The following is a 23,360-nucleotide window of genomic DNA, read 5'->3' on the forward strand; positions in this document are numbered from 1 at the left end:
TCATGTCAGTTATTATTAAACCAGTTATTTCAGAAAAGGCTAATTACCTTACAGATTTAAGAGGTTCTTATTCTTTCTTAGTGAATCCTAAGGCGAATAAAATCGAGATCAAAAAAGCTGTTGAAGCAGCTTACGGTGTAAAAGTAGCAGACGTTAACACAATGATTTATGCTCCGAAGGTTTCTTCAAAATACACTAAAAAAGGTCTTCAAGTAGGAAAGACAAATAAATTGAAAAAAGCGGTAATCAAACTTGCTGAAGGTGAGGTTATCGATATTTTTGCTGTAAATTAATTATTAATTATAAATAATAGTAATGTCTGTTAGAAAATTAAAACCTATCACCCCGGGACAGAGATTCAGAATTGTAAACAATTTTGAGGAAATTACTACCAACAAACCAGAGAAATCTCTAACAGTTGGTATTAAAAAGTCAGGTGGACGTAACCAAACAGGTAAAATGACCATGCGTTACACCGGAGGTGGACACAAAAAGAAATACAGAATTATTGACTTCAAAAGAAACAAAGCAAACGTTGAAGCAACTGTAAAATCTGTAGAATACGATCCAAACAGAACTGCATTTATCGCTTTATTAGAGTACGCAGACGGAGAGAAGAGATATATCATCGCTCCAAACGGTATCAAAGTTGATCAGAAAGTAGTATCAGGAGAAAGCGTTGAACCAAACGTAGGTAACGCAATGAAATTGAAAAATATTCCATTGGGTACTGTAATCTCTTGTGTTGAAATGAAGCCTGGACAAGGTGCAATTTTAGCAAGAAGTGCTGGTTCTTCAGCTCAATTAACTTCCAGAGATGGTAAATATGCAATCATCAAGTTACCTTCAGGAGAATCAAGAATGATCCTTACTGAATGTATGGCAATGATTGGTTCTGTTTCCAACTCAGATCACCAATTAACTGTATCAGGTAAGGCTGGTAGAAGCAGATGGTTAGGTAGAAGACCAAGAACAAGAGCGGTTGTAATGAACCCAGTAGATCACCCAATGGGTGGTGGTGAAGGACGTTCTTCAGGAGGTCACCCAAGATCTAGAAACGGTAAACCGGCTAAAGGTTACAAAACTAGAAAGAAAAACAAAGTGTCTAACCGTTACATCGTATCTAAAAGAAAATAATTATGGCAAGATCACTTAAAAAAGGACCGTTCATTCATCATACTTTAGATAAGAAGGTTCAGGCAAATATAGAGTCTGGTAAGAAGACAGTTATCAAAACTTGGTCTAGAGCATCTATGATCTCTCCGGACTTCGTAGGACAAACTATTGCTGTACACAACGGGAAATCTTTTATCCCTGTTTATGTTACAGAAAACATGGTTGGTCACAAGTTAGGCGAATTTTCTCCAACAAGATCTTTCAGAGGTCATGGTGGTAACAAAAACAAAGGAAGCAGATAATCATGGGATCAAGAAAACAAGATAGTTCAATCGCAAGAAAAGAAGCTAACAAAGACGTTGTAAAAGCTTCATTAAATAATTGCCCGTCTTCTCCAAGAAAAATGAGATTAGTTGCTGATATCATTAGAGGAGAGCAGGTAGACAAAGCACTTTATATCCTAAAATATTCTAAGAAGGATGCTTCTAACAAGTTAGAGAAATTACTTCTTTCTGCTATGGCTAACTGGCAAGTGAAAAACGAAGGTGCTGACATTGAGGAAGCAAACCTTATCGTTAAAGAAATATTTGTGGATAGTGCAAGACAATTGAAGAGACTAAGACCAGCTCCACAAGGTAGAGGGTATAGAATCAGAAAAAGATCTAACCACGTTACATTAATCTTAGGTAACAAAGAAAATTAATCAAGGTATGGGACAGAAGACAAATCCAATTGGTAACAGATTAGGTATCATCAGAGGATGGGATTCTAACTGGTTTGGTGGAAACGATTATGGAGACAGAATCGCTGAAGACTACAAAATCAGAAGATACCTTGAAGCTAGATTATCTAAAGGTGGTATTTCAAAAATTTATATTGAAAGAACTTTAAAATTAGTTACAGTAACTATTACTACTGCTAGACCGGGACTTATTATCGGTAAAGGAGGTCAGGAAGTTGATAAATTGAAAGAAGAGTTGAAGAAATTGACTGGTAAGGATATTCAAATCAACATTTTCGAAATCAAAAGACCTGAATTAGATGCTGTACTAGTTGCTGATAGTATTTCTAAGCAAATTGAAAACAGAATTTCTTACAGAAGAGCTGTTAAAATGGCAATGGCAAGTACTATGAGAATGGGTGCTGAAGGTATCAAAGTTCAAATCTCTGGTAGATTAAACGGAGCTGAAATGGCAAGATCAGAATCTTTCAAAGAAGGAAGAATTCCATTGTCAACTTTCAGAGCTGATATCGATTACCACTGGGCAGAAGCTCACACTACTTACGGTAGACTAGGGGTTAAAGTTTGGATCATGAAAGGTGAAGTTTACGGTAAAAGAGAACTTTCTCCACTAGTGGGACAACAGAAAAAAGGAGGTCAGTCAGACAGAGGAAACAGAGGAGGAGACAGAGACAACAGAAGACCTAGAAAAAACAACAACAATAACAATAATAATTAAAATTTTAGATTAGAAATTTTGAATTTTAAATTACCGTTACTTTTTTAAAATTAAAAAAAATCTAAAATCTAAAATCTAAAATCTAAAATTTAGAAATTATGTTACAACCAAAAAGAACCAAATTCCGTAGAGTTCACAAGATGAAGATGAAGGGGAATGCCCAGAGAGGTAGTCAACTTGCTTACGGAACTTTTGGGATCAAAGCAACGGAAGGAGCTTGGATCACTGCAAGACAGATTGAAGCGGCTCGTATCGCTGCGACAAGATATATGAAGAGAGAAGGTCAACTATGGATCAAAATCTTCCCAGATAAGCCAATTACTAAGAAACCAGCGGAAGTACGTATGGGTAAAGGTAAGGGTGCTGTTGAATATTGGGTAGCTGTAGTAAAACCAGGTAAAATTATGTTCGAAGTTGGAGGAGTTTCTTACGAAATTGCGAAAGAAGCTCTTAGACTTGCTGCACAAAAATTACCAGTAGTTACTAAATTCATCGTTGCTAACGATTTTGTTAAACCTCTATAATCTTTGAATACAATGAAAAATGCTGATATTAAAAATTTAAGCGCGGGTGATATTCAAGCTCAATTAACTGAAGCAAAAGCTCAATATTCTAAATTGAAATTGGCTCATGCAATCAGCCCAATTGAAAACCCGATTCAAATCAGAGATTTGAGAAAAACAATCGCAAGACTAAACACTGAGTTAACTAACAAACAATAATTTCATTTTACAATGGATAGAAATTTAAGAAAAGAAAGAATCGGAGTGGTTTCCAGCAATAAAATGGAAAAAACTATTGTTGTTAGTGAAACTACAAGAGTAAAGCACCCGATGTACGGTAAATTCGTTTTGAAAACGAAAAAATATACTGCACACGACGAGAACAACGAATGCACAGAAGGTGATACAGTTTTGATCCAAGAAACTAGACCTTTGAGCAAGAGCAAGAGATGGAGATTAGTAAGAATCATTGAAAAAGCTAAGTAATAATGTTACAAACAGAATCAAGATTAAAAGTTGCTGATAACACAGGTGCTAAAGAAGTACTAGTGATCAGAGTTCTGGGAGGAACCAGAAGAAGATATGCTTCAGTTGGTGATAAAATCGTTGTTACGATCAAGGATTCTACACCATCCGGAAATGCTAAAAAAGGTCAGGTATCTAAAGCTGTAGTAGTAAGAACTAAAAAAGCAGTAAGAAGAAAAGATGGTTCATACATCAAATTCGACGACAATGCTTGTGTATTACTAAACGCAGCGGGAGAAATGAGAGGAACGCGTGTTTTCGGACCAGTTGCTCGTGAGTTGAGAGACAAAGAATATATGAAAATCATTTCATTAGCTCCTGAAGTACTTTAATTTTAAAAATTTTTAAAAGAAATGTCAAAGTTAAAAATAAAAAGAGGAGATAACGTAATCATTACTACTGGTAAGAAAGATATCAAGGGTAAGACTGGTGAAGTTATTGAAGTGATCAAGAAAGAAGGTAGAGACCCAAGAGTAATCGTTGCAGGACTTAACATCGTTAAAAAACACGTTAAGCCTTCAGCTTCTAATCCTCAAGGAGGAATTACTGAGAAGGAAGCTTCTATTCATATCTCAAACGTAGCTTTAGTTGGTAAAGACGGAAAAGCTATCAAAGTAGGTTACAAAATCGAAGGAGATAAGAAAGTAAGAATCAACAAAAAAACGGGTGAAACTTTATAATTTTAAATAACACATGGAATATATAGCAAGACCCAAAAAAGCATATAAAGAGACAATTGTTCCTGCAATGATGGAAGAATTCGGGTATAAGTCAGTAATGCAAGTACCTAAATTAGAGAAAATCGTTGTATCACAAGGTTTAGGTGATGCTACTGCAGACAAGAAAATTATTGATTATGCTGTAGAAGAGCTTACAAATATCACTGGTCAAAAGGCTGTTGGTACAATCTCTAAAAAAGACGAAGCTGCTTTCAAATTGAGAAAAGGAATGCCGGTAGGTGCTAAAGTAACATTGAGAGCTGACAGAATGTATGAATTCTTAGACAGACTTACTGCTTCTGCTTTGCCTCGTATCAGAGATTTCTCTGGAATCAAAGCTGATGGTTTCGATGGTAGAGGTAACTACAACTTAGGTATTACTGAGCAGATTATCTTCCCTGAAATCGTAATTGACAAAGTGAAAAAAATCCAAGGGATGGACATCACTTTCGTTACTACTGCGAAAACAGATAAAGAAGCTAAAGCATTATTAACTCACTTCGGTTTACCATTTAAAAAGAACTAAGAAATGGCTAAAGAATCAATGAAAGCGCGTGAGCGCAAAAGAGAAGCACTAGTTGCTAAATACGCTGCTAAAAGACAAGCTCTTAAAGAAGCTGGTGATTACGAAGGACTTCAAAAATTGCCTAAAAATGCTTCTCCTGTAAGATTACACAACAGATGTAAACTAACAGGTAGACCAAGAGGATACATGAGAACGTTTGGTATTTCCAGAGTAACTTTCAGAGAAATGGCTAACAACGGTCTTATCCCAGGAGTAAGAAAAGCTAGCTGGTAATAATCACTAGATAAAAAATCGGAACAATTAAGTTGTTCAGATACTAAAGATAAAAATATCAGACTGAAGATTTCTGACGTCTGATATTTTACTCTTCAAGTCTTTGCAAAACTGATTGTTCTTTAACCAATAATTATAAAAGAAAAATGGTAACAGATCCAATTTCAGATTTCCTAACTAGAGTAAGGAACGCACAAAGCGCAGGCCACAAAGTGGTGGAAATTCCTGCATCGAAAATCAAAAAGGAGATTACTAAGATCTTATTTGATCAAGGGTATATCTTAAACTACAAGTTTGAAGATAACGCTGTTCAAGGAGTGATCAAAATCGCTTTAAAGTATGATAAGCAAACTAACAAACCGGCTATCAAGTCTATCCAAAGAGCTTCTAGACCAGGTTTGAGACAGTACAAAGGTTCAGCTGAGCTTCCAAGAGTACTAAACGGTTTGGGTATTTCTATCATCTCTACTTCTAAAGGAGTAATGACTGACAAGAAAGCTAGAGAAGAGAAAGTAGGCGGTGAAGTAATCTGCTATGTTTATTAATTTTTAATCAGAGGAAAATGTCAAGAATTGGTAAAGCAATTATAACAATTCCAGCTGGAGTTACAATCACTGAAAATAACGGTGTAGTAACTGTAAAAGGAGCTAAAGGAGAACTTTCTCAGGAGCTTACGGCAGGAATTACTATAGAACAGAAAGATGGTGAACTTAACGTAAACAGACCATCTGATTCTAAACAACACAAAGCACTTCACGGTCTATACAGAGCGTTAATCAACAACATGATTGTTGGTGTAAGTGCAGGTTTCGAAAAGAAACTTGAACTAGTAGGGGTAGGATATAGAGCTTCACACGCAGGTCAAAAACTTGAGTTAGCTTTAGGATTCTCTCACGGTATCGTATTAGAACTTCCAGGTGAAGTAAAAGTTGATACATTGACTGAAAAAGGTAAAAACCCAATTATTACTTTAACGTCTCACGACAACCAACTTCTAGGAATGGTAGCTGCAAAGATCCGTTCTTTCAGAAAGCCTGAGCCATACAAAGGAAAAGGTGTAAGATTCGTAGGAGAAATTGTTAGACGTAAAGCTGGTAAATCTGCTTAATAAATTATAAGTATTATGGCATTAAGTAAATTAGAAAAAAGAATAAGAATCAAAAGAAGAGTAAGAGGGAAAATCTCTGGATCTTCTGAATTGCCAAGATTATCTGTATACAAAAGTAATAAGGAAATTTACGCTCAGTTAATCGACGATAAAAATGGTAAAACTTTAGCATCAGCTTCTTCAAGAGAGAAAGGTGTAGACGCTAAAGGTACTAAGACTGAAGTTTCTGCTGCTGTTGGTAAAGCTATCGCTGCTAAAGCTATCGCTGCAGGAATCGAAAGTATTGTATTTGACAGAAACGGATTCGTTTACCACGGTAGAGTGAAAGCTCTAGCTGATGGTGCAAGAGAAGGTGGACTTAAATTCTAATCATTAAATTTCGGAAAATATGTTAGGACTAGATAATATAGAAAGAGTAAAACCGGGAGGATTAGAATTAAAAGATCGTCTCGTAGCTGTTAACAGAGTAACAAAAGTAACAAAAGGAGGTAGAGCTTTCGGATTTTCTGCTATTGTTGTAGTAGGTAACGAAGAAGGTGTTATCGGTTTCGGTTTAGGAAAATCTAAAGAGGTTGCTTCTGCAATTGCTAAAGCAGTTGAAGACGCTAAGAAAAACCTTGTGAAAGTTCCTGTAATGAACCATACTATCCCTCACCAAACTACTGCTAGATACGGTGGTGCAGATATCTTCTTAAGACCTGCTTCTCACGGTACAGGATTGATCGCCGGAGGTGCGGTAAGAGCGGTATTGGAATCTGCTGGTATTCACGATATCCTTTCAAAATCTAAAGGATCTTCTAACCCTCACAACGTAGTGAAAGCTACTTTCAAAGCGTTATTAGACATCAGAAGACCTGAAGAAATCGCTAGAATGAGAGGAATTTCTCTAAGTAAAGTGTTTAACGGTTAATAATTAAAGCAATGGCAACAATTAAAGTAAAGCAAGTAAGAAGCGCTATTGGTAGAACAAAAACCCAAAAGAGAACGCTTGAAGCATTAGGATTAAAAAAACTTCACCAAGTTGTAGAGCATGAAGCTACTCCTTCCATCTTAGGAATGATCGCTGCTGTAGGACACTTACTTGAAGTTCAAAAATAATTTTATAAAAGAGAAATTAAAATGAATTTAAATAACATAAAACCTGCTGCAGGATCTACTTTCAACTCAAAGAGAATTGGTAGAGGTCAAGGTAGCGGAAAAGGAGGTACTTCAACAAAAGGTCACAAAGGTCAGAAAGCGAGAGCTGGTTATTCTCAAAAAATCGGTTTCGAAGGTGGACAGATGCCTTTACAAAGAAGATTACCTAAATTCGGATTCAAAAACGTAAACAGAAAAGAGTTTAGAGGAATTAACCTTGATACTATTCAAACTTTAATCGAGAACAAATCCATCACTGGAGATATCACGAAAGAAGTTTTAGTAGCAAACGGGATAGTTTCTAAAAACGAATTAGTGAAAATTATGGGTAGAGGAGAATTGAAATCTGCGGTTTCAATCTCTGCTGACAAATTCACTAAATCTGCTGAAGAGCTTATTGCTAAAGCAGGTGGAAAAGCAATTACCTTATAATACTTACTAATGAAAGAATTTATACAAACACTTAAAAATATTTGGAGTCTTAAAGAACTTAGAGATAAAATTCTCTTTACTTTAGGTATTATCCTTGTGTATAGATTCGCATCTTATATCTCGCTTCCTGCGATTAACCTTGCAGAGGTGGGAGATCTCTTAGAGCATTATAAAAATCAAGGCGGTAACAAGCAAGGAGCAGGTCTCCTTGGCTTGCTTTCGTCGTTTACGGGGGGAGCTTTCAGCCACGCTTCCGTAATGGCGTTAGGAATCATGCCTTATATTTCTGCTTCTATTATTGTTCAGTTGATGGGGATGGCTATTCCTTATCTTCAGAAGCTTCAGAAAGATGGAGAGTCAGGTAGAAATACATTGAACCAAATTACAAGATGGTTAACGATTGGAGTTTGTCTGGTACAGGCACCTTCTTACTTAACTTCTATTACTCAATTATTCTTACCATATGCTCAGTTCCAGTCTGCATACTATGTAGAGCCAAATTCAATTATGTTCTGGTTACCAAGTATTGTTATTTTGGTTGCCGGTTCAGTATTTGCAATGTGGCTAGGTGAAAAGATTACCGATAAAGGAATCGGAAATGGTATCTCTATCCTTATTATGGTGGGGATCCTTTCAAGATTACCTGAGGCATTCGTACAGGAGATGGCCGTGCAGAACGGAAAAGGAGGAATGGGATCTATCATGATCCTTATTGAAGTATTATTCTGGATGTTGGTTGTTCTTTTAGCAGTAATCTTATCAGTAGCTGTTAGAAAAATTCCAATTCAGTATGTAAGCAGAGCTCAAGCAAGAGGAGGTGTAAACAGAAATCTTATGCAGGGAGCAAGACAATGGATTCCATTGAAAGTAAATGCTGCTGGTGTAATGCCGATTATCTTTGCTCAGGCATTGATGTTCGTACCAGGATTATTAACAAAATTCGATGAGTCTAATACTTTTCTTGCAGGTTTCAAGAATGTTTTTAGCTGGCAGTACAACGTATTGTTTGCGCTATTAATTATTATCTTCTCATTTTTCTATACTGCGATTACAATTCCGGTAAACCAGATGGCTGATGATTTGAAGAGAAATGGAGGTTTAGTACCAAAAGTAAGACCAGGAAAAGAGACCGCTGATTATTTAGATGATATTTTATCAAAAATTACCTTGCCAGGTGCAATATTTTTATCTATCTTTGCAATCCTTCCGGCAATTGTGCATGGAACCTTTGTTCAGACAGATGCGTTTGCCCTATTTTTTGGGGGAACGTCCCTATTAATTATGGTGGGTGTAATTTTAGATACAGTTCAACAGATTAATACATATCTGCTGAACCATCATTATGATGGCTTAATGCAGTCTAAATTATCAAGAACGACTGGATATTAATTTATGGCAAAACAAAAACATATTGAACAAGACGGCGTTATAACGGAAGCACTTTCGAACGCTCAGTTCCGTGTAGAACTAGAAAATGGGCATATTCTTATCGCTCATATTTCTGGTAAAATGAGAATGCATTATATTAAACTTTTACCTGGTGATAAGGTAAAACTAGAAATGTCTCCTTATGATTTATCAAAAGGGAGAATCACATTTAGATATTAAACAAACGCCAAATGGAATCTTTAGATCTCCATTTGGCTCTTGTTAAAAAATAAATACTATCAAAATGAAAGTAAGAGCATCAATTAAAAAAAGAAGCGCTGATTGCAAAATCGTACGCAGAAAAGGTGTACTGTTCGTAATCAACAAGAAGAACCCAAAATTTAAACAAAGACAAGGTTAATTAAATTATGGCGAGAATTGCAGGTATTGATTTACCAAAAAACAAAAGAGGAGTTATCGGTTTAACTTACATTTATGGTGTTGGAAGAAGTACTTCTTCTGAAATCCTTAAAGCTGCCGGTATCAGCGAAGACAAAAAAGTCAACGAATGGAATGACGATGAATTGGCTGCCATCAGAACTTATATCTTAGAAAACGTAAAAGTTGAAGGAGAATTAAGATCTGAAGTGCAATTGAACATCAAAAGATTGATGGACATAGGATGCCAACGAGGAATACGTCACAGACTTGGATTACCTTTAAGAGGCCAGAGAACGAAAAACAACTCTAGAACCAGAAAAGGAAAGAGAAAAACTGTTGCTAACAAGAAAAAAGCTAGTAAATAATCGTTAGGAATTATGGCAAAACAAACTAAAGTAGTTAAGAAGAGAAAAGTAAAAGTTGAAGCTATTGGAGAAGCACATATTCAGGCTTCTTTCAATAACATCATCATTTCTTTAACAAATAAAAACGGAGAGGTTATCTCTTGGGCTTCTGCCGGTAAAATGGGTTTCAGAGGTTCTAAAAAGAATACTCCATTTGCTGCTCAGATGGCAGCTGAAAATTGCTCTGCTGTAGCTCACGAAGCTGGTTTAAGAAGAGTAAAGGTGTTTGTGAAAGGTCCAGGTGCAGGTAGAGAATCTGCTATCAGATCTATTCACAATTCAGGAATTGAAGTTAGCGAAATCGTTGATGTGACTCCAATGCCACACAACGGATGTAGACCACCAAAAAGAAGAAGAGTTTAATTTTTAGAATTTACCCATTATGGCAAGATATATTGGACCTAAAACTAAGATTGCTAGAAAGTTTGGTGCTGCAATCTACGGAGATGATAAAAACTTCGAAAAGAGAAAAAACCAACCGCCAGGACAACACGGTCCTAACAAAAGAAGAGGTGCTAAGAAATCAGAATATGCAGTTCAGTTAGCTGAAAAACAAAAAGCTAAATATACTTACGGTATTTTAGAAAGACAGTTTGCTAACTTATTTGACAAAGCACACAGAAGTAAAGGGGTAACAGGGGAAGTTCTATTACAACTTTGTGAATCAAGATTGGATAACGTAGTATTCAGATTAGGTTTCGCTAAAACAAGATCTGGAGCTAGACAATTAGTTTCTCACAGACACATCACTGTGAACGGAGAGATTCTTAATATCCCTTCTTACTTGGTAAAAGCTGGTGATGTAATCGCTGTAAGAGAAAAGTCTAAGTCTCTTGAAGTTGTTACCAATGCATTGGCTTCTAAGTCAAACTATGAGTGGTTACAATTCAACGATGAGAAGAAAGAAGGTACCTTCATTTCTGCTCCTGAAAGAATCCAGATTCCGGAGGACATTAAGGAGAACCTTATCGTCGAACTTTACTCTAAATAATTTTTTAATCAAATTTTTGCTCAACCCAATAATATGGCAATTTTACAATTCATAAAACCCGATAAAGTAATTTTACTTAACTCTGATGAATTTAAAGGTCAATTTGAATTCAGACCTTTAGAACCAGGTTTCGGGCTTACAATCGGTAATGCTTTGAGAAGAGTGTTGCTTTCTTCTCTGGAAGGATACGCTATTTCATCTATCAAAATAGAAGGTGTAGAGCACGAATTTTCAACTATTCCAGGAGTAATCGAAGACGTTACCGAAATTATTCTTAACCTTAAGCAGGTAAGATTAAAAGCTGCAGCAGAAGGCCAGGCTAACGAGCAGGTTGTTGCTAAAGTTTCAGGTCAAACGGTTATTACTGCTGGTGATTTAGGAAAGTCTATCAACGGATTTGAGGTTCTGAACCCAGATTTAGTGATCTGCAACCTAAACAGTGATGTAACTTTCGAAATTACTTTCAATATTGAAAAAGGAAGAGGGTATGTTCCTTCTGAACAAAATAAGTCAAACAATGCTCCTATTGGAACTATTGCTATTGACTCTATTTTCACGCCGATCAAGAAAGTACAATACAGCATTGAAAATTATCGTGTAGAGCAAAAAACAGACTACGAAAAACTTGTATTAGATATAGAAACTGATGGGTCTATCAGCCCTCAGAATGCTTTAACTGAAGCTTCTAAGATATTAATTTATCACTTCATGTTATTCTCCGATGAGAGAATCACTCTTGAAACTGAAGCTGTAAAAGCATCTATCCAGTACGATGAAGAAACTCTTCACACAAGACAACTTCTTAAGTCTAAATTAGCAGATATGGATCTTTCTGTAAGAGCCCTTAACTGTCTAAAAGCAGCTGAAGTAGAAACTCTTGGAGAACTGGTTTCTTACAGTAAGTCTGATTTGATGAAATTCAGAAATTTTGGTAAAAAATCTTTGACAGAACTAGAAGAATTAGTGCATTCAAAAGGTCTTAACTTCGGTTTCGACGTTGCAAAATATAAGTTAGACGCTGATAAATAATTAATAATGAGACACGGTAAAAAATTCAATCACTTAGGAAGAACAGCTTCTCACAGAAGTGCTTTACTTTCTAATATGGCTTGTTCTCTAATTGAGCATAAAAGAATCAACACTACTGTAGCTAAAGCTAAAGCTTTAAGAGTATATGTTGAGCCTCTATTAACAAAAGCAAAAGAAGATACTACACACAACAGAAGAGTAGTATTCTCTTACCTTCAAAATAAATTTGCGGTTGCTGAATTATTCAGAACTGTAGCTCCTAAAATCGCTGAAAGAAACGGTGGTTATACAAGAATCATCAAGACAGGATTCAGACCAGGTGATGCTGCTGATACTGCTCTTATCGAACTAGTAGATTTCAACGAGCTTTACAACCCTAATGCTGAAGAGAAAAAAGCTACAAGAAGAAGCAGAAGATCAACTGCTACTACTAAAAAAGCTGAAGCAGTAGTTGCTGATGCTCCTGTAGTAGAAGAAAAAGTAGAAGAAGCTAAAGCTGATACTACTGAAGAAAAAACTGAAGAATAATATTCATTCAGATATATATAAAAACCATCCGAAAACGGATGGTTTTTTATTTCCATAATATACTTGGATTATCCAGGGTATGATGAAAAACATTGGTAAAGTACCCAAAAAATGTCCCTCAATTTTGAAGGACATTTTTTTTATTTAAATCTTTGTTCTTTTCAGTTCAATAATATTATTCCCTTGTTCAAGGTGAAGACTATCTCCTTTTACCCTTGCCGTCATATCATCTTTTTTGTAAATCGTTTCATCCCCTTTGGTTTCCGATTTAGGTAACGTAAATGTTTTCTTATTGCTGGTAATGGCTACTGTACTTTCCTTCGGATCATTTTTAAATACAACTTTTACTAATGTTCCGTCTGTAGCTTTATAAACAAAATCGGTTTTCTCAATTTTCTTTCCGTTGATATCTACAGTCGAAGAACTTTGTGTCACCGAATCTATTTTTCCATTATGGTCTGTAACAACAGTTTCTGAACTGTCTGTTTTGATAACGATTTTATTTCCGCTTTCACTTTTTTTACAGCTGACTACAGTTAATGCAAGCAAAGCACTTAGTGCTAAAAGACTTTTTTTCATGATTATATTATTTGATATTCAATATGATTTTATAATTTAATTTTACAAAAATCATGCCTTACAATATGAGAAAATTTAACGATTATTCATGCATATTTCTATTGTTTTTCTCTTTGAATACTAGGCTTAGCAAAAAGAAAATTTTGAAATTAAAGAGAGGCAGCACTTCTTGTCAAATGAAAAAATTCCGGAATATAGTGGAATATTGTAGCAGGTCATCAGCAGATACTTTACATTCCTGCAATATGGCTTTAGAAAGGTAAGAACCTGATTCAGATCTTTGAGTGGATCAAATTCCATATTACAGTACGCCGAAATGATCCGTAGATTTTTAATCAGATTATGAAATAATTGTTAATTTTAAATGATTTGTTGTTGCTTATTTGTTTTTATTTTTAATTTATTGTGAAATGTTTAGCCGTATATTGTTTTTGGAATCAAAAATTGATTAAATTTAATAAAAACTAAAAGACTGAATTACAACTTCAAACTCAAACATTCATATTACACAAAGGTGTAATTGATTTCAAATTGTTTTCTGTTGAAATTTGCTTCAAACAAATAAAGTCATGAGCATTTCCATAGCCATAGTAGAAGACGAGAAAAACTACAACAATGCGTTGAAGAAGGTCATCGATTATCAGAAAGATATGAAAGTGATTGCTCAGTTCTTTGATGGTAATGATGCCATAACAAATCTACCCGATATTTCTCCTGACGTTGTGATGATGGATATCCAATTACAGGATATGCTGGGAATTGAAATCATAGAAAAATTACGAAAAGAAATGCCCAATACACAGTTTATCATGTGTACCAGTTTTGATGATGATGAAAAGATTTTTAATTCTTTAAAGGCAGGGGCCATGGGATATCTTGTAAAAGGAGAAAGCATGGATAAAATTCTTTCTTCCATCCGCGATGTATACAATGGCGGTGCACCTATGAGTTTTTCTATTGCAAGAAGGGTATTGAAACATTTCGAGAAAAAACTTCCGGAAATAAAAGGCTTTGATGAACTTACAGAGCGGGAAAAGGAAATCCTTGAACTTCTTTCCCAGGGACTTCTCTACAAAGAGATTGCAGATCAGAAATTCATCAGCATTGATACCGTGAAAAAACACGTCGGAAATATCTACAGAAAACTCCACGTAAACAATAAGGTGGAGGCAGTCAATAAATTTAACAATTTTAAAAATTAGAAAACATGAATGAAAATCAAGATTTATTAAATTTAACGGGCAAGATTCATCAATTAGTAGACTATGGAATTATTAATACTGAAAAATTACAGGAAATACAATCATTTTGTAATCAGGAAATGGATAGACTACTTGCAGAAGAATTTATAGAAAGAGAATCCATAGATTGGAGCAAGTACATAATCTATGAACAAACTGAGTCTGATGGTGAGATTAATGCTGGATTAGCAACAGAAATGACAAATGCTTACCAGAGCATCCCTAATATTAAAGATATTTATAGAAATAAATTACAAGTTTCTGGAGAAGTAGCAGCAGATTTATTTGGAAAAAATGCTAGGAATGTTAAAATTTTTTTAGGAGAACTTGATAATGGACTCATTTTTTTATTTGAGGATTTACTTCTCCAGAAATATTATATTATTAGTAATAAAATAATAAAAGAAGAAATATCTGCATATAATTTTGGTCGATATAAGGATGCATATGAAAATGGAGCATTAAAAAGAATATTGGATCCCTATATTCAACAATATATTCCAAATACGGTAAATACTGTTAGGTTTGCATTGTCAAGAGCTTTCTTTGCTAAACTTGAAAACCTAAAACCTAAATATCCTAATATTGTTATTTCTTTTCATCCGGCAATACATATTTCCGGGGATATTTTTGATGTGGAATTAGATGATGGAACTATTATTCAGGCTAGTTATGAGTATAGGCTTACATTCATAATGATATTGGGATATTATCAAGGTTCCAAATTTATTCCAATACCTGACATAGGTGCATATGATAGAAATGGTCTTTGTCCTCCTGGATGCTAAATGATTATTCTTGATCTAATATATTATATTGTAATCATTACAAATTTTACTGTTTCCATAATTGAAAAGAAATTGTGGAAGCAGTTATTTTGGTTTTATTTCGGAATTACAATCATAACAGAAATATTATTTACAACGAAAGCGGGTTTTATAACTGCAAGAATGTATAATTATCTGGATTTGTTCTGTATAATTTATTTTGGATACATCTACAATAAAGAGTTACATGATAACTATGTTATTAGAATAACCACAATTTTATTTTTTTTATTAGGAGGTATTTTTATTTTCATTTCCAAAACTAATTATTCGATTATTACTGGGTACCTATATTGTATTTTTTTATTTTTCATTTCTCTGTTTTGGTTTTATAAGAAAATATCAAGCAAAGATCAAACACAGGATATTTTGAATTTATGTTTTTTTTGGATTAGCTGTTCACTATTATTCTGGTCACTATTTTATATTTTCAGAATGTTTCCAATGTATTTCTTTAATAAAAAAGATCCTGGGTTTTTAAAAGAAATATCTAATGTGTTTAGTATAGTTAATATAATTACGTATTCATTATTCTTACGAGGCTTATTTTGTAGACAATGAAGAATCTTCCATTAGAAATAAAGATAGTATATATAACTGCAATCATTGTAGTAATGCTGTTTGTATTATTTATTATCCTTGTTGTTCTTACATACAACCGAAAACAGCTCCTTTACCTTAAAGAACAACAACTCAAAGAATCCGAACACCAAAACCAGCTCCTTCAGAAAGAACTCGAAAAACAAAAAGTGCTGGAACAGGAGCGAGAGCGCATTTCCCACGATATGCATGATGACTTGGGAGCAGGAATATCTGCTCTGAAACTTCAGGCAGAATTTCTGAAACAGAAGGCTGAGAATGATGATCTGCAAAGTGATATCGATGAACTTCTGAAAACCTCTGAAGAAATGAATATCTCCATGAGAGAAATGCTGTGGAGCCTGAATTCAGGAAATGACACCTTAGGAAGCTTTATCGATTATGCCATCCTTTACACCGGAAACTTTTTGAAGAAAACAAAAATAATGGTGTATTCAGAATGTGAAGATATTATAGCAGAAACACCTATTTCCACAGAAATGAGACGCAATCTTTTTCTCTGTTTAAAAGAAGCGGTCAATAATGTATATAAACACAGTCAGGCAAATACGGTGAAACTTTCATTCTCGCAGGAAGACAATAACTTCTCTATGAAAATTTCCGATAACGGAAACGGAATTTCGGATGGACAGAAAGAAGGTAACGGCCTTAGAAATATGAAACGAAGAATGAATGAGTTGTCCGGTGAATGTTCCATCATACCCGAAAACCCAGGAACCTGTCTGGTGTTTAAAATAGCATTATAAATAAATTACCCTTTTGTGTAATTGACTAGTCCGTTTTTTAGAGGGAAATTTGATAGATAAAATTAAAAGCCATGAAAACTCTTATTAACGACAGTATCGGAGATTTGGAAGCTGCTTTAAAAAACAACACTGATCTTCAGGAGAAGTTCAAAACCAATCCGATAGAGGCTATTAAAAATGTAGAAATAAAAAACCCGAAAGACACAGACTATTGGATCTACAGAATCATTGTACTTATGCTTGGATTGGCAGTCATAACCATTATAGCAGGACTTATCCTTATTGCTTACTGGAATGGTAGGGCTGCTAAAGATAATCAGTTGGTTACTATTTTTGCAACTATTTCTTCTGGTGCAATAGGTGCCTTAGCCGGACTTTTATCGCCTACACCGAGGAAATAATAAAAAACTTAAAATAAACAACATCATGAAAACTTTAACCTTGAAAGTGACTATTGAAGGAGGTTCTTCTCAATTAGGGATATATTATAAATTAGTTAAAAAAGAGCATGCTTCAAAACCTGTACAAAAAAAACATAGTTTTGAAGAAGTGTTTAATGATCTTAATGGTGATTACACATTGTACATAGGTGGGAGTAATGCTGATTCTGATAAAAGAAGAGCAATTATAAGTCTTGTTTTTGATGATAAGGAGATTACATTGGATAAGGATTTATCTTACGCAAATCCATCAATCCAAAAAGGCAAGCATATTTATGCTGAATATTATTTTAAAGCTTAAAACCATGAAAACAAACAGCCTTTTATTATTTACTTTAATATTGATATTCTTCAATATATTGACACTTCATGGTCAGAATAATATTGATTTAAAGCAAAAGAGTAATATTGCCCTTAAAACTGTAAATAACAGCAAAACAGGTAACTGGAATGATGTTTTTACCAATTTTATGCAGCTTGCAGCCAAAAACCTTGCAGGTGATAATAAATCTTTTGAATACAAGACAACAATCTTTGCTATAAAAAGTGAGGTAGACAGTACATTGCTAATTGATGAAAACTATGTTAAAGAAAATTTTTCAAGAAATTTTCAAATAAATATGGGGCTGAAATTAGACAATGATTATAAATTCAAAGGATTTTCATATGGTTTTGATTGGGCTTTGATCAACAAAAGAGATCTAAGTGTAAATACATTAGTGAATGGTGAAACAGCAAAACTTTATGAGAAGTATTTTGAAATACTTACGAAATCAAGAGAAAGATATAATGCAGATTTAGACAAAAATAAAGATCAGGATAAATTAACAAAAATAAAGCAGATCCAAGAGGCGATAAGTAAGAATGCCGATGAATATATTATTCCACTTGATGAGTTTCCAAAAGATTTTATAAAATATCTGCCTTCTGATTATCAGGATACTAGGAAATACTTCGGTGAAGTGTATGCAAAAGAACTGGATTCTATTAATAGAAAGCCATTATTGAAAATAGGTTTTAATAGTAACTTTCAAAAAAACGCAAAATTTTTAGATGAGTTTGATGCCAATTTGGTTTATCTGCAAGGATTGAAATCTAAGAAAGGAAGTAAATTGGAAATAGACTTCCGAAATCAGTTTAAAGCAAAAGATAGTATCACAACATCTGTGATCAAAAGAAAAGAATTTTCATCACAACTTGGTTTGAATATTTCAATTTGGGAAACTAAAGATAAATCCATTGTAGAGCTTAAACCTAATTTTGAATATAAAAGGATTGTTTCAGGATTGATGGATGAAGAAAAAAATGACCAATTCTTAGCCAATGCAGATCTTAGGATAAGAATTTTAAAAAACCTTTGGGTGCCATTGATTTTAAAATATGATATTAAAAACAATAATCTTTTTGGTTTCTTAAATGTCAGTTTTAATTTTGATGCGATGAAAAAAGAATAAATTAAGAAAGAATAGAAATACAAAACTCATCTTAAAAATTGTAAGGTGAGTTTTTTTATTGCTATTTTCAAATTTTAACCTCCAATTCTTCACAAAGAATTTGTAGAATTATCATAATATAAATTAACTAAAATTTAACTCGGATTTATCTCAAAAAAATCCCGTGAAATGCCCCTGAAAGTTAAATTTTGATTAAATTTGTCTAAACTAAAAAAAATAAAAAATGAGTGCAATTTCTTACATAGAAGCAAGACAGATTTTAGATTCCAGAGGAAATCCTACCATTGAAGTAGATGTATTTACAGAAAGTGGGGCAATGGGCCGTGCAGCTGTACCTTCAGGAGCGTCTACAGGAGAACACGAAGCGGTAGAATTACGTGACGGTGGTTCAGAATATCAGGGGAAAGGAGTTCTGAAAGCTGTTGAAAATGTAAAAGAAGTAATTGCAGAGAATTTAGTTGGACAACCGGTTTTTGAACAAAACTATATCGATCAGATTATGATTGATCTTGACGGAACGCCTAACAAAGGAAATCTTGGTGCTAATGCTATTCTTGGTGTTTCTCTAGCGGTAGCCAGAGCTGCTGCTGCTGAATTGGGAATGCCTCTTTATAAATATGTTGGTGGAGTGAATGCCAATACACTTCCGGTTCCAATGATGAATGTAATTAACGGTGGTTCTCACTCAGATGCTCCTATCGCATTCCAGGAATTTATGATTATGCCGGTAAAAGCAGATTCTTTCTCTCACGCTTTGAGAAAAGGAACTGAAATTTTCCACAACCTAAAATCGATCCTTAAAGGAAGAGGTCTTTCTACAGCAGTAGGAGACGAAGGAGGTTTTGCTCCTACTTTCAACGGAACAGAAGATGCTTTGGATACATTACTTCAGGCGATCGAAAAAGCAGGATACAAGCCTGGTGACGACATCATGTTGGCATTAGACTGTGCCGCTTCAGAATTCTACAAAGACGGAACGTACGATTACAGAAAATTCGAAGGAGACAAAGGCGCTCACAGATCAAGAGAAGAGCAGGTTTCTTACCTTGCAGAATTGGCTGCTAAATATCCGATTATCTCTATCGAAGATGGTATGCAGGAAGATGACTGGGAAGGATGGAAAATGCTTACAGATAAAATTGGTGACAGAGTCCAGTTGGTAGGTGACGATTTATTCGTAACAAACGTAGACAGATTATCAAGAGGAGTAAAAGAAGGTATTGCCAACTCTATCCTTGTAAAGGTAAACCAGATCGGTTCTCTTTCTGAAACAATGGCTGCTGTACAAATGGCTCAGAATAATAAATTCACTTCAGTAATGTCTCACAGATCAGGAGAAACTGAAGATTCTACAATTGCTGATTTGGCGGTAGCAATGAACTGTGGACAGATCAAAACAGGTTCAGCGTCAAGATCAGATAGAATGGCAAAATACAACCAGCTATTGAGAATTGAAGAAGCTTTAGGTGAAACTGCAATTTTCCCAGGGTTGGAAGCTTTTAAAATCAAAAGATAATTAATCGAATTTATAAATAACGGCAAGCGAAATTTTTAGTTTGCCGTATTTTATGGAAAGTGGTATATTTAAAAAAAATAAATAAATAATGTCAGACAACAAAGTAATATTGAATTACGACGGTAATTCATATGAATATCCAATCGTGGATAGTACTATCGGAGACAGAGGGATTGATATTTCAAAATTAAGAGACCAGACAGGTTTAATCACTCTGGATTTAGGTTACAAAAATACAGGAGCTACTATTAGCGACATCACTTACTTAGACGGAGATAAAGGAGAATTATTCTACAGAGGTTATCCAATCGAGCAGATTGCTGAGAAATCTAACTTCACTGAAGTAATGTATCTTTTATTACATGGAGAATTACCTACTCAGGATCAGTTTACTTCATTCGACAACAATATTAAAAAATATAACTTCATCGCAGACGAAATGAAAAAAATCATTGATGTTTTTCCTCGTTCTGCTCACCCTATGGGAGTTTTATCTTCTTTAACTTCTGCATTGACAGCTTTCAACCCGAAAGCAGTGAACGTAAACTCTAAAGAAGAAATGGATCACGCAGCTGAGCTGATGATCGCTAAATTCTCTCATCTTTGTGCCTGGACTTACAGAAAAACTCAAGGTTTACCATTAAACCACGGAGATAACAACCTGAACTACGTAGAGAACTTCTACAAAATGGCATTCAGATTACCAAACGCTGATTTCGAAATCGATCCGGTAGTAGTAAATGCTTTAGATAAATTATTAATCCTTCACGCAGACCACGAACAAAACTGTTCTACTTCTACAGTAAGAATGGTGGGTTCTGCTCACACAGGTCTTTTTGCTTCTATCTCTGCTGGGGTATCTGCACTTTGGGGCCCACTTCACGGTGGTGCTAACCAGGCGGTAATCGAAATGCTTGAACTAATCGAAAAAGATGGTGGTGATGTATCTAAATATGTTGCTAAAGCTAAAGATAAGGCTGATAATTTCCGTCTAATGGGATTCGGACACAGAGTTTACAAAAACTTCGACCCAAGAGCGAAAATCATCAAGAAAGCTGCTGACGATATCCTTACTGCATTAGGTATTCAGGATAAAGCTCTTGACATTGCAATGCAGTTAGAAAGAGTTGCCCTTGAAGACGAGTACTTCGTAGAAAGAAAACTATATCCAAACGTAGACTTCTACTCAGGTATCATCTACAGAGCATTAGGAATTCCTACAGAAATGTTTACTGTAATGTTTGCGTTAGGAAGACTTCCAGGATGGATTTCTCAGTGGAAAGAAATGAGACTGAAAGGAGACCCGATTGGAAGACCAAGACAAGTTTACCAAGGTGCTCAGGAAAGAAACTACATCGACATCGCAAGCAGATAATATTTGCTTACAATATAAAAGAATCCCAAAGCTTGCTTTGGGATTCTTTATTTTTACAACTTATTCAGTAATAGCTAAAGCCGTAATAAGATCATTCTTCGTTCGGAAATGAAAATTCAGCATTACCGGACTTCCATCAAAAGAACCTGAAATGTTAATTCTTAAAACAGTTGTATTATCATTCACCGAAAAATCTTTTACCTCAAACAAGGTTTTGTATTCACTATTGGATTTTTCATTCCATTGTCTTATTTCTTCTTTTCCCGTGTATATTTTTCCTTCATCAAATACGGATGCCTGTTCAGAAAAACAGTTAGAGAAAGAAATACTGTCAAAAAGTTCCTGTGCCTTCAAGAATTCCTGTAAAATGTTAGGTAAGTTCATACTGTTATTTTTAAATGATTAAACAGTTGGAATAGTGCCGCCATCTATTACATATTCGGTTCCGGTTAGATATTGTGCCCGTGGAGAAACTAAAAACCCAACAAACTCTGCAATATCTTCTGGCTGGGCGGGTTTACCAATGGGAATTCCACCCAACGCATCCATGACACTTTGAGTAGCCTCTTCTATTGACGTTTCTGAACTTTCAGCAATACGTTCCATCATTCGGATGGCAGATGAGGTCATGATCCAACCTGGAGAAACAGTAAGAACACGAACTCCCTTTGGAGAAACTTCTTTTGATAAACCTTTACTATAGTTGATCAGTCCGGCTTTGGCAGCAGCATAAGGTAATGTAGAATCAAATAAAGGCAGCCTTCCCTGAATGGAGGCAATATGAATAATCACTCCCGTTTTTCGTTCCAGCATTTGCGGCAGAAACCCTCTGTCTAAACGAACGGGTGCCAATAAATTGGTCTGAATTGTATTTTCCCAGTCTTCATCACTCAAAACAGAGAAGCCGCCACCAGGCGTCTCTGAACCACCCAATGTATTAATTAAAATATCAAGCTTGCCAAAAGTAGACAGTACTTCTCTTACCAGCTTTTCGGTACCTTTTGCCAGGCTGAGATCTCCTGAAATAAAATGAAATTGATTATTCATCTCTTCAGGCTGATTTCTTGCAGTGACAATTACAGTAGCACCAGCAGTGAGTAATCTTTCGGCAATAGCTTTTCCGGTTCCTTTTGTTCCTCCGGTCACCAAAACAATTTTACCTGATAATTCGTTGTTGAAATGAAATGATTCTGTCATGATTTCTTTTTTGTACAAATTTCAGGAGTATGACCGGCTCTTACAAGTACGGTCTTACGAATCACATAGGGATAAATTAATCCCCTGTTGAGATCTCATCTCATTGTGTTACATTTGTTTTATGTACGAAAGAAAAATCTTACCCAATCTGAATTGCGGTCTTGATCTGATTGCTGAAGTGCTCTATGGCAAATGGAAGATTCGTTTGCTGTGGTTTATCAATGAAGGATTTCAAAGGCCAAGTGAATTACAACGGAAAATTCCTGATGCTTCCCGCAGAGTATTGAATGTTCAGTTAAAAGAACTTGAAGAACATGATCTTGTCACTAAGAAAATTTATCCTGTTGTGCCGCCAAAAGTAGAATACAGGCTTACGGAATTCGGACAGACGTTGATTCCGGTAATTGCCACATTAGGGAAATGGGGTGATGATCATGAAGAACGCTTACGGATATTGATATTGAGAAGGCTTGAAAACTTGTCACAAAGTGAGAGAAACAATACCTGATATTAGCTTTTTTGATTTAACATCAGGTGAAAAAGTCTATACAATAGGAGAAGAAAACCTGCTTTCAAAAGCAGGTTTTCGTTTTTTTATTATGGACATTGGCATCTGTCACATGTCCAGATATAACAGTTTCCTGCATCATCCCATTCGCAGCATCTTCTGCCAGTGGAAATCGGAGCGCCTCCCATTACAGATTTTTGTTGATCTCTTCCTAATTTTTGTGCGTTTTTCAGCACCGGATTGTTTTTGTTCATGACTTTGATTTTTGGTGTTAATAGTTAAGTTTTATGATCTATAATTTCGCGAAAATTATATCA

At 35.1% G+C, this 23,360-nt stretch carries 39 protein-coding genes; 35 read left to right on the forward strand and 4 right to left on the reverse strand.

Features of this window, described 5'->3' with window-relative positions; genetic code table 11:
• The first annotated feature begins 2 nt into the window (after window positions 1-2).
• The 26 genes from rplW (at window position 3) to rplQ (ending at window position 12,560) form a co-directional block, all read left to right on the forward strand.
• Window positions 3-293, forward strand: a complete 291-nt coding sequence (gene rplW / locus PZ898_RS17375; protein ID WP_002983204.1) for a 50S ribosomal protein L23 — start codon at window positions 3-5, stop codon at window positions 291-293.
• Between the two features lie 22 nt (window positions 294-315).
• A complete protein-coding gene (gene rplB, locus PZ898_RS17380) occupies window positions 316-1,137 on the forward strand; it encodes a 50S ribosomal protein L2 (protein ID WP_027381305.1) in 822 nt (273 codons plus the stop codon).
• A 2-nt stretch (window positions 1,138-1,139) separates the two neighbouring features.
• Complete coding sequence (gene rpsS, locus PZ898_RS17385; RefSeq protein WP_002983209.1) at window positions 1,140-1,418, forward strand: 30S ribosomal protein S19; 279 nt, start codon at window positions 1,140-1,142, stop codon at window positions 1,416-1,418.
• A 2-nt stretch (window positions 1,419-1,420) separates the two neighbouring features.
• Window positions 1,421-1,819 carry a 50S ribosomal protein L22 gene (gene rplV / locus PZ898_RS17390; protein ID WP_002983214.1) on the forward strand — a complete coding sequence of 133 codons (399 nt, stop codon included), beginning with the start codon at window positions 1,421-1,423 and terminating at the stop codon, window positions 1,817-1,819.
• 7 nt (window positions 1,820-1,826) lie between these two features.
• Window positions 1,827-2,576: a 30S ribosomal protein S3 gene (gene rpsC, locus PZ898_RS17395; RefSeq protein WP_034694675.1), complete on the forward strand. Its 750-nt coding sequence runs from the start codon at window positions 1,827-1,829 to the stop codon at window positions 2,574-2,576.
• Window positions 2,577-2,674: 98 nt separating this feature from the next.
• Entirely contained in the window at window positions 2,675-3,100 is a 426-nt protein-coding gene (rplP, locus tag PZ898_RS17400; RefSeq protein WP_277693853.1) for a 50S ribosomal protein L16, read from the forward strand.
• 12 nt (window positions 3,101-3,112) lie between these two features.
• On the forward strand, window positions 3,113-3,298 hold the full coding sequence (gene rpmC / locus PZ898_RS17405; protein WP_034694678.1) for a 50S ribosomal protein L29: 186 nt from the start codon (window positions 3,113-3,115) through the stop codon (window positions 3,296-3,298).
• A 12-nt stretch (window positions 3,299-3,310) separates the two neighbouring features.
• Window positions 3,311-3,565, forward strand: a complete 255-nt coding sequence (gene rpsQ / locus PZ898_RS17410) for a 30S ribosomal protein S17 (RefSeq protein WP_027371715.1) — start codon at window positions 3,311-3,313, stop codon at window positions 3,563-3,565.
• A gap of 2 nt (window positions 3,566-3,567) precedes the next feature.
• Window positions 3,568-3,936: a 50S ribosomal protein L14 gene (gene rplN / locus PZ898_RS17415; RefSeq protein WP_002983226.1), complete on the forward strand. Its 369-nt coding sequence runs from the start codon at window positions 3,568-3,570 to the stop codon at window positions 3,934-3,936.
• Window positions 3,937-3,957: 21 nt separating this feature from the next.
• Entirely contained in the window at window positions 3,958-4,284 is a 327-nt protein-coding gene (gene rplX / locus PZ898_RS17420; protein ID WP_029297774.1) for a 50S ribosomal protein L24, read from the forward strand.
• A 13-nt stretch (window positions 4,285-4,297) separates the two neighbouring features.
• Window positions 4,298-4,849 carry a 50S ribosomal protein L5 gene (gene rplE / locus PZ898_RS17425; protein ID WP_062673609.1) on the forward strand — a complete coding sequence of 184 codons (552 nt, stop codon included), beginning with the start codon at window positions 4,298-4,300 and terminating at the stop codon, window positions 4,847-4,849.
• A 3-nt stretch (window positions 4,850-4,852) separates the two neighbouring features.
• On the forward strand, window positions 4,853-5,122 hold the full coding sequence (rpsN, locus tag PZ898_RS17430) for a 30S ribosomal protein S14 (RefSeq protein ID WP_002983233.1): 270 nt from the start codon (window positions 4,853-4,855) through the stop codon (window positions 5,120-5,122).
• Between the two features lie 146 nt (window positions 5,123-5,268).
• Window positions 5,269-5,667: a 30S ribosomal protein S8 gene (rpsH, locus tag PZ898_RS17435; RefSeq protein WP_002983236.1), complete on the forward strand. Its 399-nt coding sequence runs from the start codon at window positions 5,269-5,271 to the stop codon at window positions 5,665-5,667.
• Between the two features lie 17 nt (window positions 5,668-5,684).
• Window positions 5,685-6,230 carry a 50S ribosomal protein L6 gene (gene rplF, locus PZ898_RS17440; protein ID WP_034694687.1) on the forward strand — a complete coding sequence of 182 codons (546 nt, stop codon included), beginning with the start codon at window positions 5,685-5,687 and terminating at the stop codon, window positions 6,228-6,230.
• 15 nt (window positions 6,231-6,245) lie between these two features.
• Complete coding sequence (rplR, locus tag PZ898_RS17445) at window positions 6,246-6,599, forward strand: 50S ribosomal protein L18 (RefSeq protein WP_034694689.1); 354 nt, start codon at window positions 6,246-6,248, stop codon at window positions 6,597-6,599.
• A gap of 19 nt (window positions 6,600-6,618) precedes the next feature.
• The gene (rpsE, locus tag PZ898_RS17450; protein ID WP_002983245.1) at window positions 6,619-7,140 is read left to right on the forward strand and encodes a 30S ribosomal protein S5; all 522 of its coding nucleotides are present in this window, start codon (window positions 6,619-6,621) and stop codon (window positions 7,138-7,140) included.
• A gap of 11 nt (window positions 7,141-7,151) precedes the next feature.
• Window positions 7,152-7,328 (forward strand): 50S ribosomal protein L30, encoded by a 177-nt coding sequence (gene rpmD / locus PZ898_RS17455; RefSeq protein ID WP_027371710.1) that lies wholly within the window; start codon window positions 7,152-7,154, stop codon window positions 7,326-7,328.
• A 21-nt stretch (window positions 7,329-7,349) separates the two neighbouring features.
• The gene (gene rplO, locus PZ898_RS17460) at window positions 7,350-7,799 is read left to right on the forward strand and encodes a 50S ribosomal protein L15 (RefSeq protein ID WP_062673611.1); all 450 of its coding nucleotides are present in this window, start codon (window positions 7,350-7,352) and stop codon (window positions 7,797-7,799) included.
• 9 nt (window positions 7,800-7,808) lie between these two features.
• Window positions 7,809-9,188 carry a preprotein translocase subunit SecY gene (gene secY, locus PZ898_RS17465; RefSeq protein ID WP_062673613.1) on the forward strand — a complete coding sequence of 460 codons (1,380 nt, stop codon included), beginning with the start codon at window positions 7,809-7,811 and terminating at the stop codon, window positions 9,186-9,188.
• A 3-nt stretch (window positions 9,189-9,191) separates the two neighbouring features.
• A complete protein-coding gene (infA, locus tag PZ898_RS17470; protein ID WP_027381317.1) occupies window positions 9,192-9,407 on the forward strand; it encodes a translation initiation factor IF-1 in 216 nt (71 codons plus the stop codon).
• A 64-nt stretch (window positions 9,408-9,471) separates the two neighbouring features.
• Entirely contained in the window at window positions 9,472-9,588 is a 117-nt protein-coding gene (gene rpmJ, locus PZ898_RS17475) for a 50S ribosomal protein L36 (RefSeq protein WP_007839480.1), read from the forward strand.
• Window positions 9,589-9,595: 7 nt separating this feature from the next.
• Window positions 9,596-9,973, forward strand: coding sequence for a 30S ribosomal protein S13 (gene rpsM / locus PZ898_RS17480; RefSeq protein WP_034694696.1), 378 nt, complete (start codon window positions 9,596-9,598; stop codon window positions 9,971-9,973).
• A gap of 12 nt (window positions 9,974-9,985) precedes the next feature.
• A complete protein-coding gene (rpsK, locus tag PZ898_RS17485) occupies window positions 9,986-10,375 on the forward strand; it encodes a 30S ribosomal protein S11 (RefSeq protein ID WP_034694697.1) in 390 nt (129 codons plus the stop codon).
• A 19-nt stretch (window positions 10,376-10,394) separates the two neighbouring features.
• Window positions 10,395-11,003 (forward strand): 30S ribosomal protein S4, encoded by a 609-nt coding sequence (gene rpsD / locus PZ898_RS17490; protein ID WP_062673615.1) that lies wholly within the window; start codon window positions 10,395-10,397, stop codon window positions 11,001-11,003.
• Between the two features lie 33 nt (window positions 11,004-11,036).
• Window positions 11,037-12,032: a DNA-directed RNA polymerase subunit alpha gene (locus PZ898_RS17495; RefSeq protein WP_062673617.1), complete on the forward strand. Its 996-nt coding sequence runs from the start codon at window positions 11,037-11,039 to the stop codon at window positions 12,030-12,032.
• Between the two features lie 6 nt (window positions 12,033-12,038).
• On the forward strand, window positions 12,039-12,560 hold the full coding sequence (gene rplQ, locus PZ898_RS17500) for a 50S ribosomal protein L17 (RefSeq protein WP_062673619.1): 522 nt from the start codon (window positions 12,039-12,041) through the stop codon (window positions 12,558-12,560).
• A gap of 144 nt (window positions 12,561-12,704) precedes the next feature.
• On the opposite strand, the gene PZ898_RS17505 is transcribed toward rplQ, so the two are convergent.
• Window positions 12,705-13,139 (reverse strand): hypothetical protein, encoded by a 435-nt coding sequence (locus PZ898_RS17505; RefSeq protein WP_062673620.1) that lies wholly within the window; start codon window positions 13,137-13,139, stop codon window positions 12,705-12,707.
• 569 nt (window positions 13,140-13,708) lie between these two features.
• On the opposite strand from PZ898_RS17505, the gene PZ898_RS17510 reads away from it, so the two are divergent.
• The 8 genes from PZ898_RS17510 (at window position 13,709) to PZ898_RS17545 (ending at window position 21,338) form a co-directional block, all read left to right on the forward strand.
• Window positions 13,709-14,341, forward strand: coding sequence for a response regulator transcription factor (locus tag PZ898_RS17510; protein ID WP_062673622.1), 633 nt, complete (start codon window positions 13,709-13,711; stop codon window positions 14,339-14,341).
• Between the two features lie 5 nt (window positions 14,342-14,346).
• Window positions 14,347-15,168 (forward strand): hypothetical protein, encoded by an 822-nt coding sequence (locus PZ898_RS17515; RefSeq protein WP_062673624.1) that lies wholly within the window; start codon window positions 14,347-14,349, stop codon window positions 15,166-15,168.
• Window positions 15,169-15,764: 596 nt separating this feature from the next.
• Entirely contained in the window at window positions 15,765-16,553 is a 789-nt protein-coding gene (locus PZ898_RS17520; RefSeq protein WP_216443388.1) for a histidine kinase, read from the forward strand.
• A 71-nt stretch (window positions 16,554-16,624) separates the two neighbouring features.
• Window positions 16,625-16,954, forward strand: coding sequence for a hypothetical protein (locus PZ898_RS17525; protein ID WP_277693854.1), 330 nt, complete (start codon window positions 16,625-16,627; stop codon window positions 16,952-16,954).
• 25 nt (window positions 16,955-16,979) lie between these two features.
• The gene (locus PZ898_RS17530; protein ID WP_062673631.1) at window positions 16,980-17,294 is read left to right on the forward strand and encodes a hypothetical protein; all 315 of its coding nucleotides are present in this window, start codon (window positions 16,980-16,982) and stop codon (window positions 17,292-17,294) included.
• A 4-nt stretch (window positions 17,295-17,298) separates the two neighbouring features.
• The gene (locus PZ898_RS17535; RefSeq protein WP_277693855.1) at window positions 17,299-18,447 is read left to right on the forward strand and encodes a hypothetical protein; all 1,149 of its coding nucleotides are present in this window, start codon (window positions 17,299-17,301) and stop codon (window positions 18,445-18,447) included.
• Between the two features lie 223 nt (window positions 18,448-18,670).
• Window positions 18,671-19,963 (forward strand): phosphopyruvate hydratase, encoded by a 1,293-nt coding sequence (gene eno / locus PZ898_RS17540; RefSeq protein WP_034694712.1) that lies wholly within the window; start codon window positions 18,671-18,673, stop codon window positions 19,961-19,963.
• A gap of 88 nt (window positions 19,964-20,051) precedes the next feature.
• Complete coding sequence (locus PZ898_RS17545) at window positions 20,052-21,338, forward strand: citrate synthase (protein WP_047427632.1); 1,287 nt, start codon at window positions 20,052-20,054, stop codon at window positions 21,336-21,338.
• A 60-nt stretch (window positions 21,339-21,398) separates the two neighbouring features.
• On the opposite strand, the gene PZ898_RS17550 is transcribed toward PZ898_RS17545, so the two are convergent.
• A complete protein-coding gene (locus tag PZ898_RS17550; protein ID WP_120232602.1) occupies window positions 21,399-21,722 on the reverse strand; it encodes a nuclear transport factor 2 family protein in 324 nt (107 codons plus the stop codon).
• A gap of 18 nt (window positions 21,723-21,740) precedes the next feature.
• The gene (locus tag PZ898_RS17555) at window positions 21,741-22,535 is read right to left on the reverse strand and encodes an SDR family oxidoreductase (RefSeq protein ID WP_277693856.1); all 795 of its coding nucleotides are present in this window, start codon (window positions 22,533-22,535) and stop codon (window positions 21,741-21,743) included.
• Window positions 22,536-22,656: 121 nt separating this feature from the next.
• Here PZ898_RS17555 and PZ898_RS17560 point away from each other — a divergent pair, with 121 nt between their 5' ends.
• Window positions 22,657-23,043: a helix-turn-helix domain-containing protein gene (locus PZ898_RS17560; RefSeq protein ID WP_062673639.1), complete on the forward strand. Its 387-nt coding sequence runs from the start codon at window positions 22,657-22,659 to the stop codon at window positions 23,041-23,043.
• 89 nt (window positions 23,044-23,132) lie between these two features.
• On the opposite strand, the gene PZ898_RS17565 is transcribed toward PZ898_RS17560, so the two are convergent.
• Window positions 23,133-23,297, reverse strand: coding sequence for a hypothetical protein (locus PZ898_RS17565; RefSeq protein WP_156121335.1), 165 nt, complete (start codon window positions 23,295-23,297; stop codon window positions 23,133-23,135).
• Window positions 23,298-23,360 lie beyond the last annotated feature (63 nt).

It is taken from the genome of Chryseobacterium sp. WX (assembly GCF_029542485.1).
Classification (GTDB): Bacteria; Bacteroidota; Bacteroidia; order Flavobacteriales; family Weeksellaceae; genus Chryseobacterium; species Chryseobacterium cucumeris.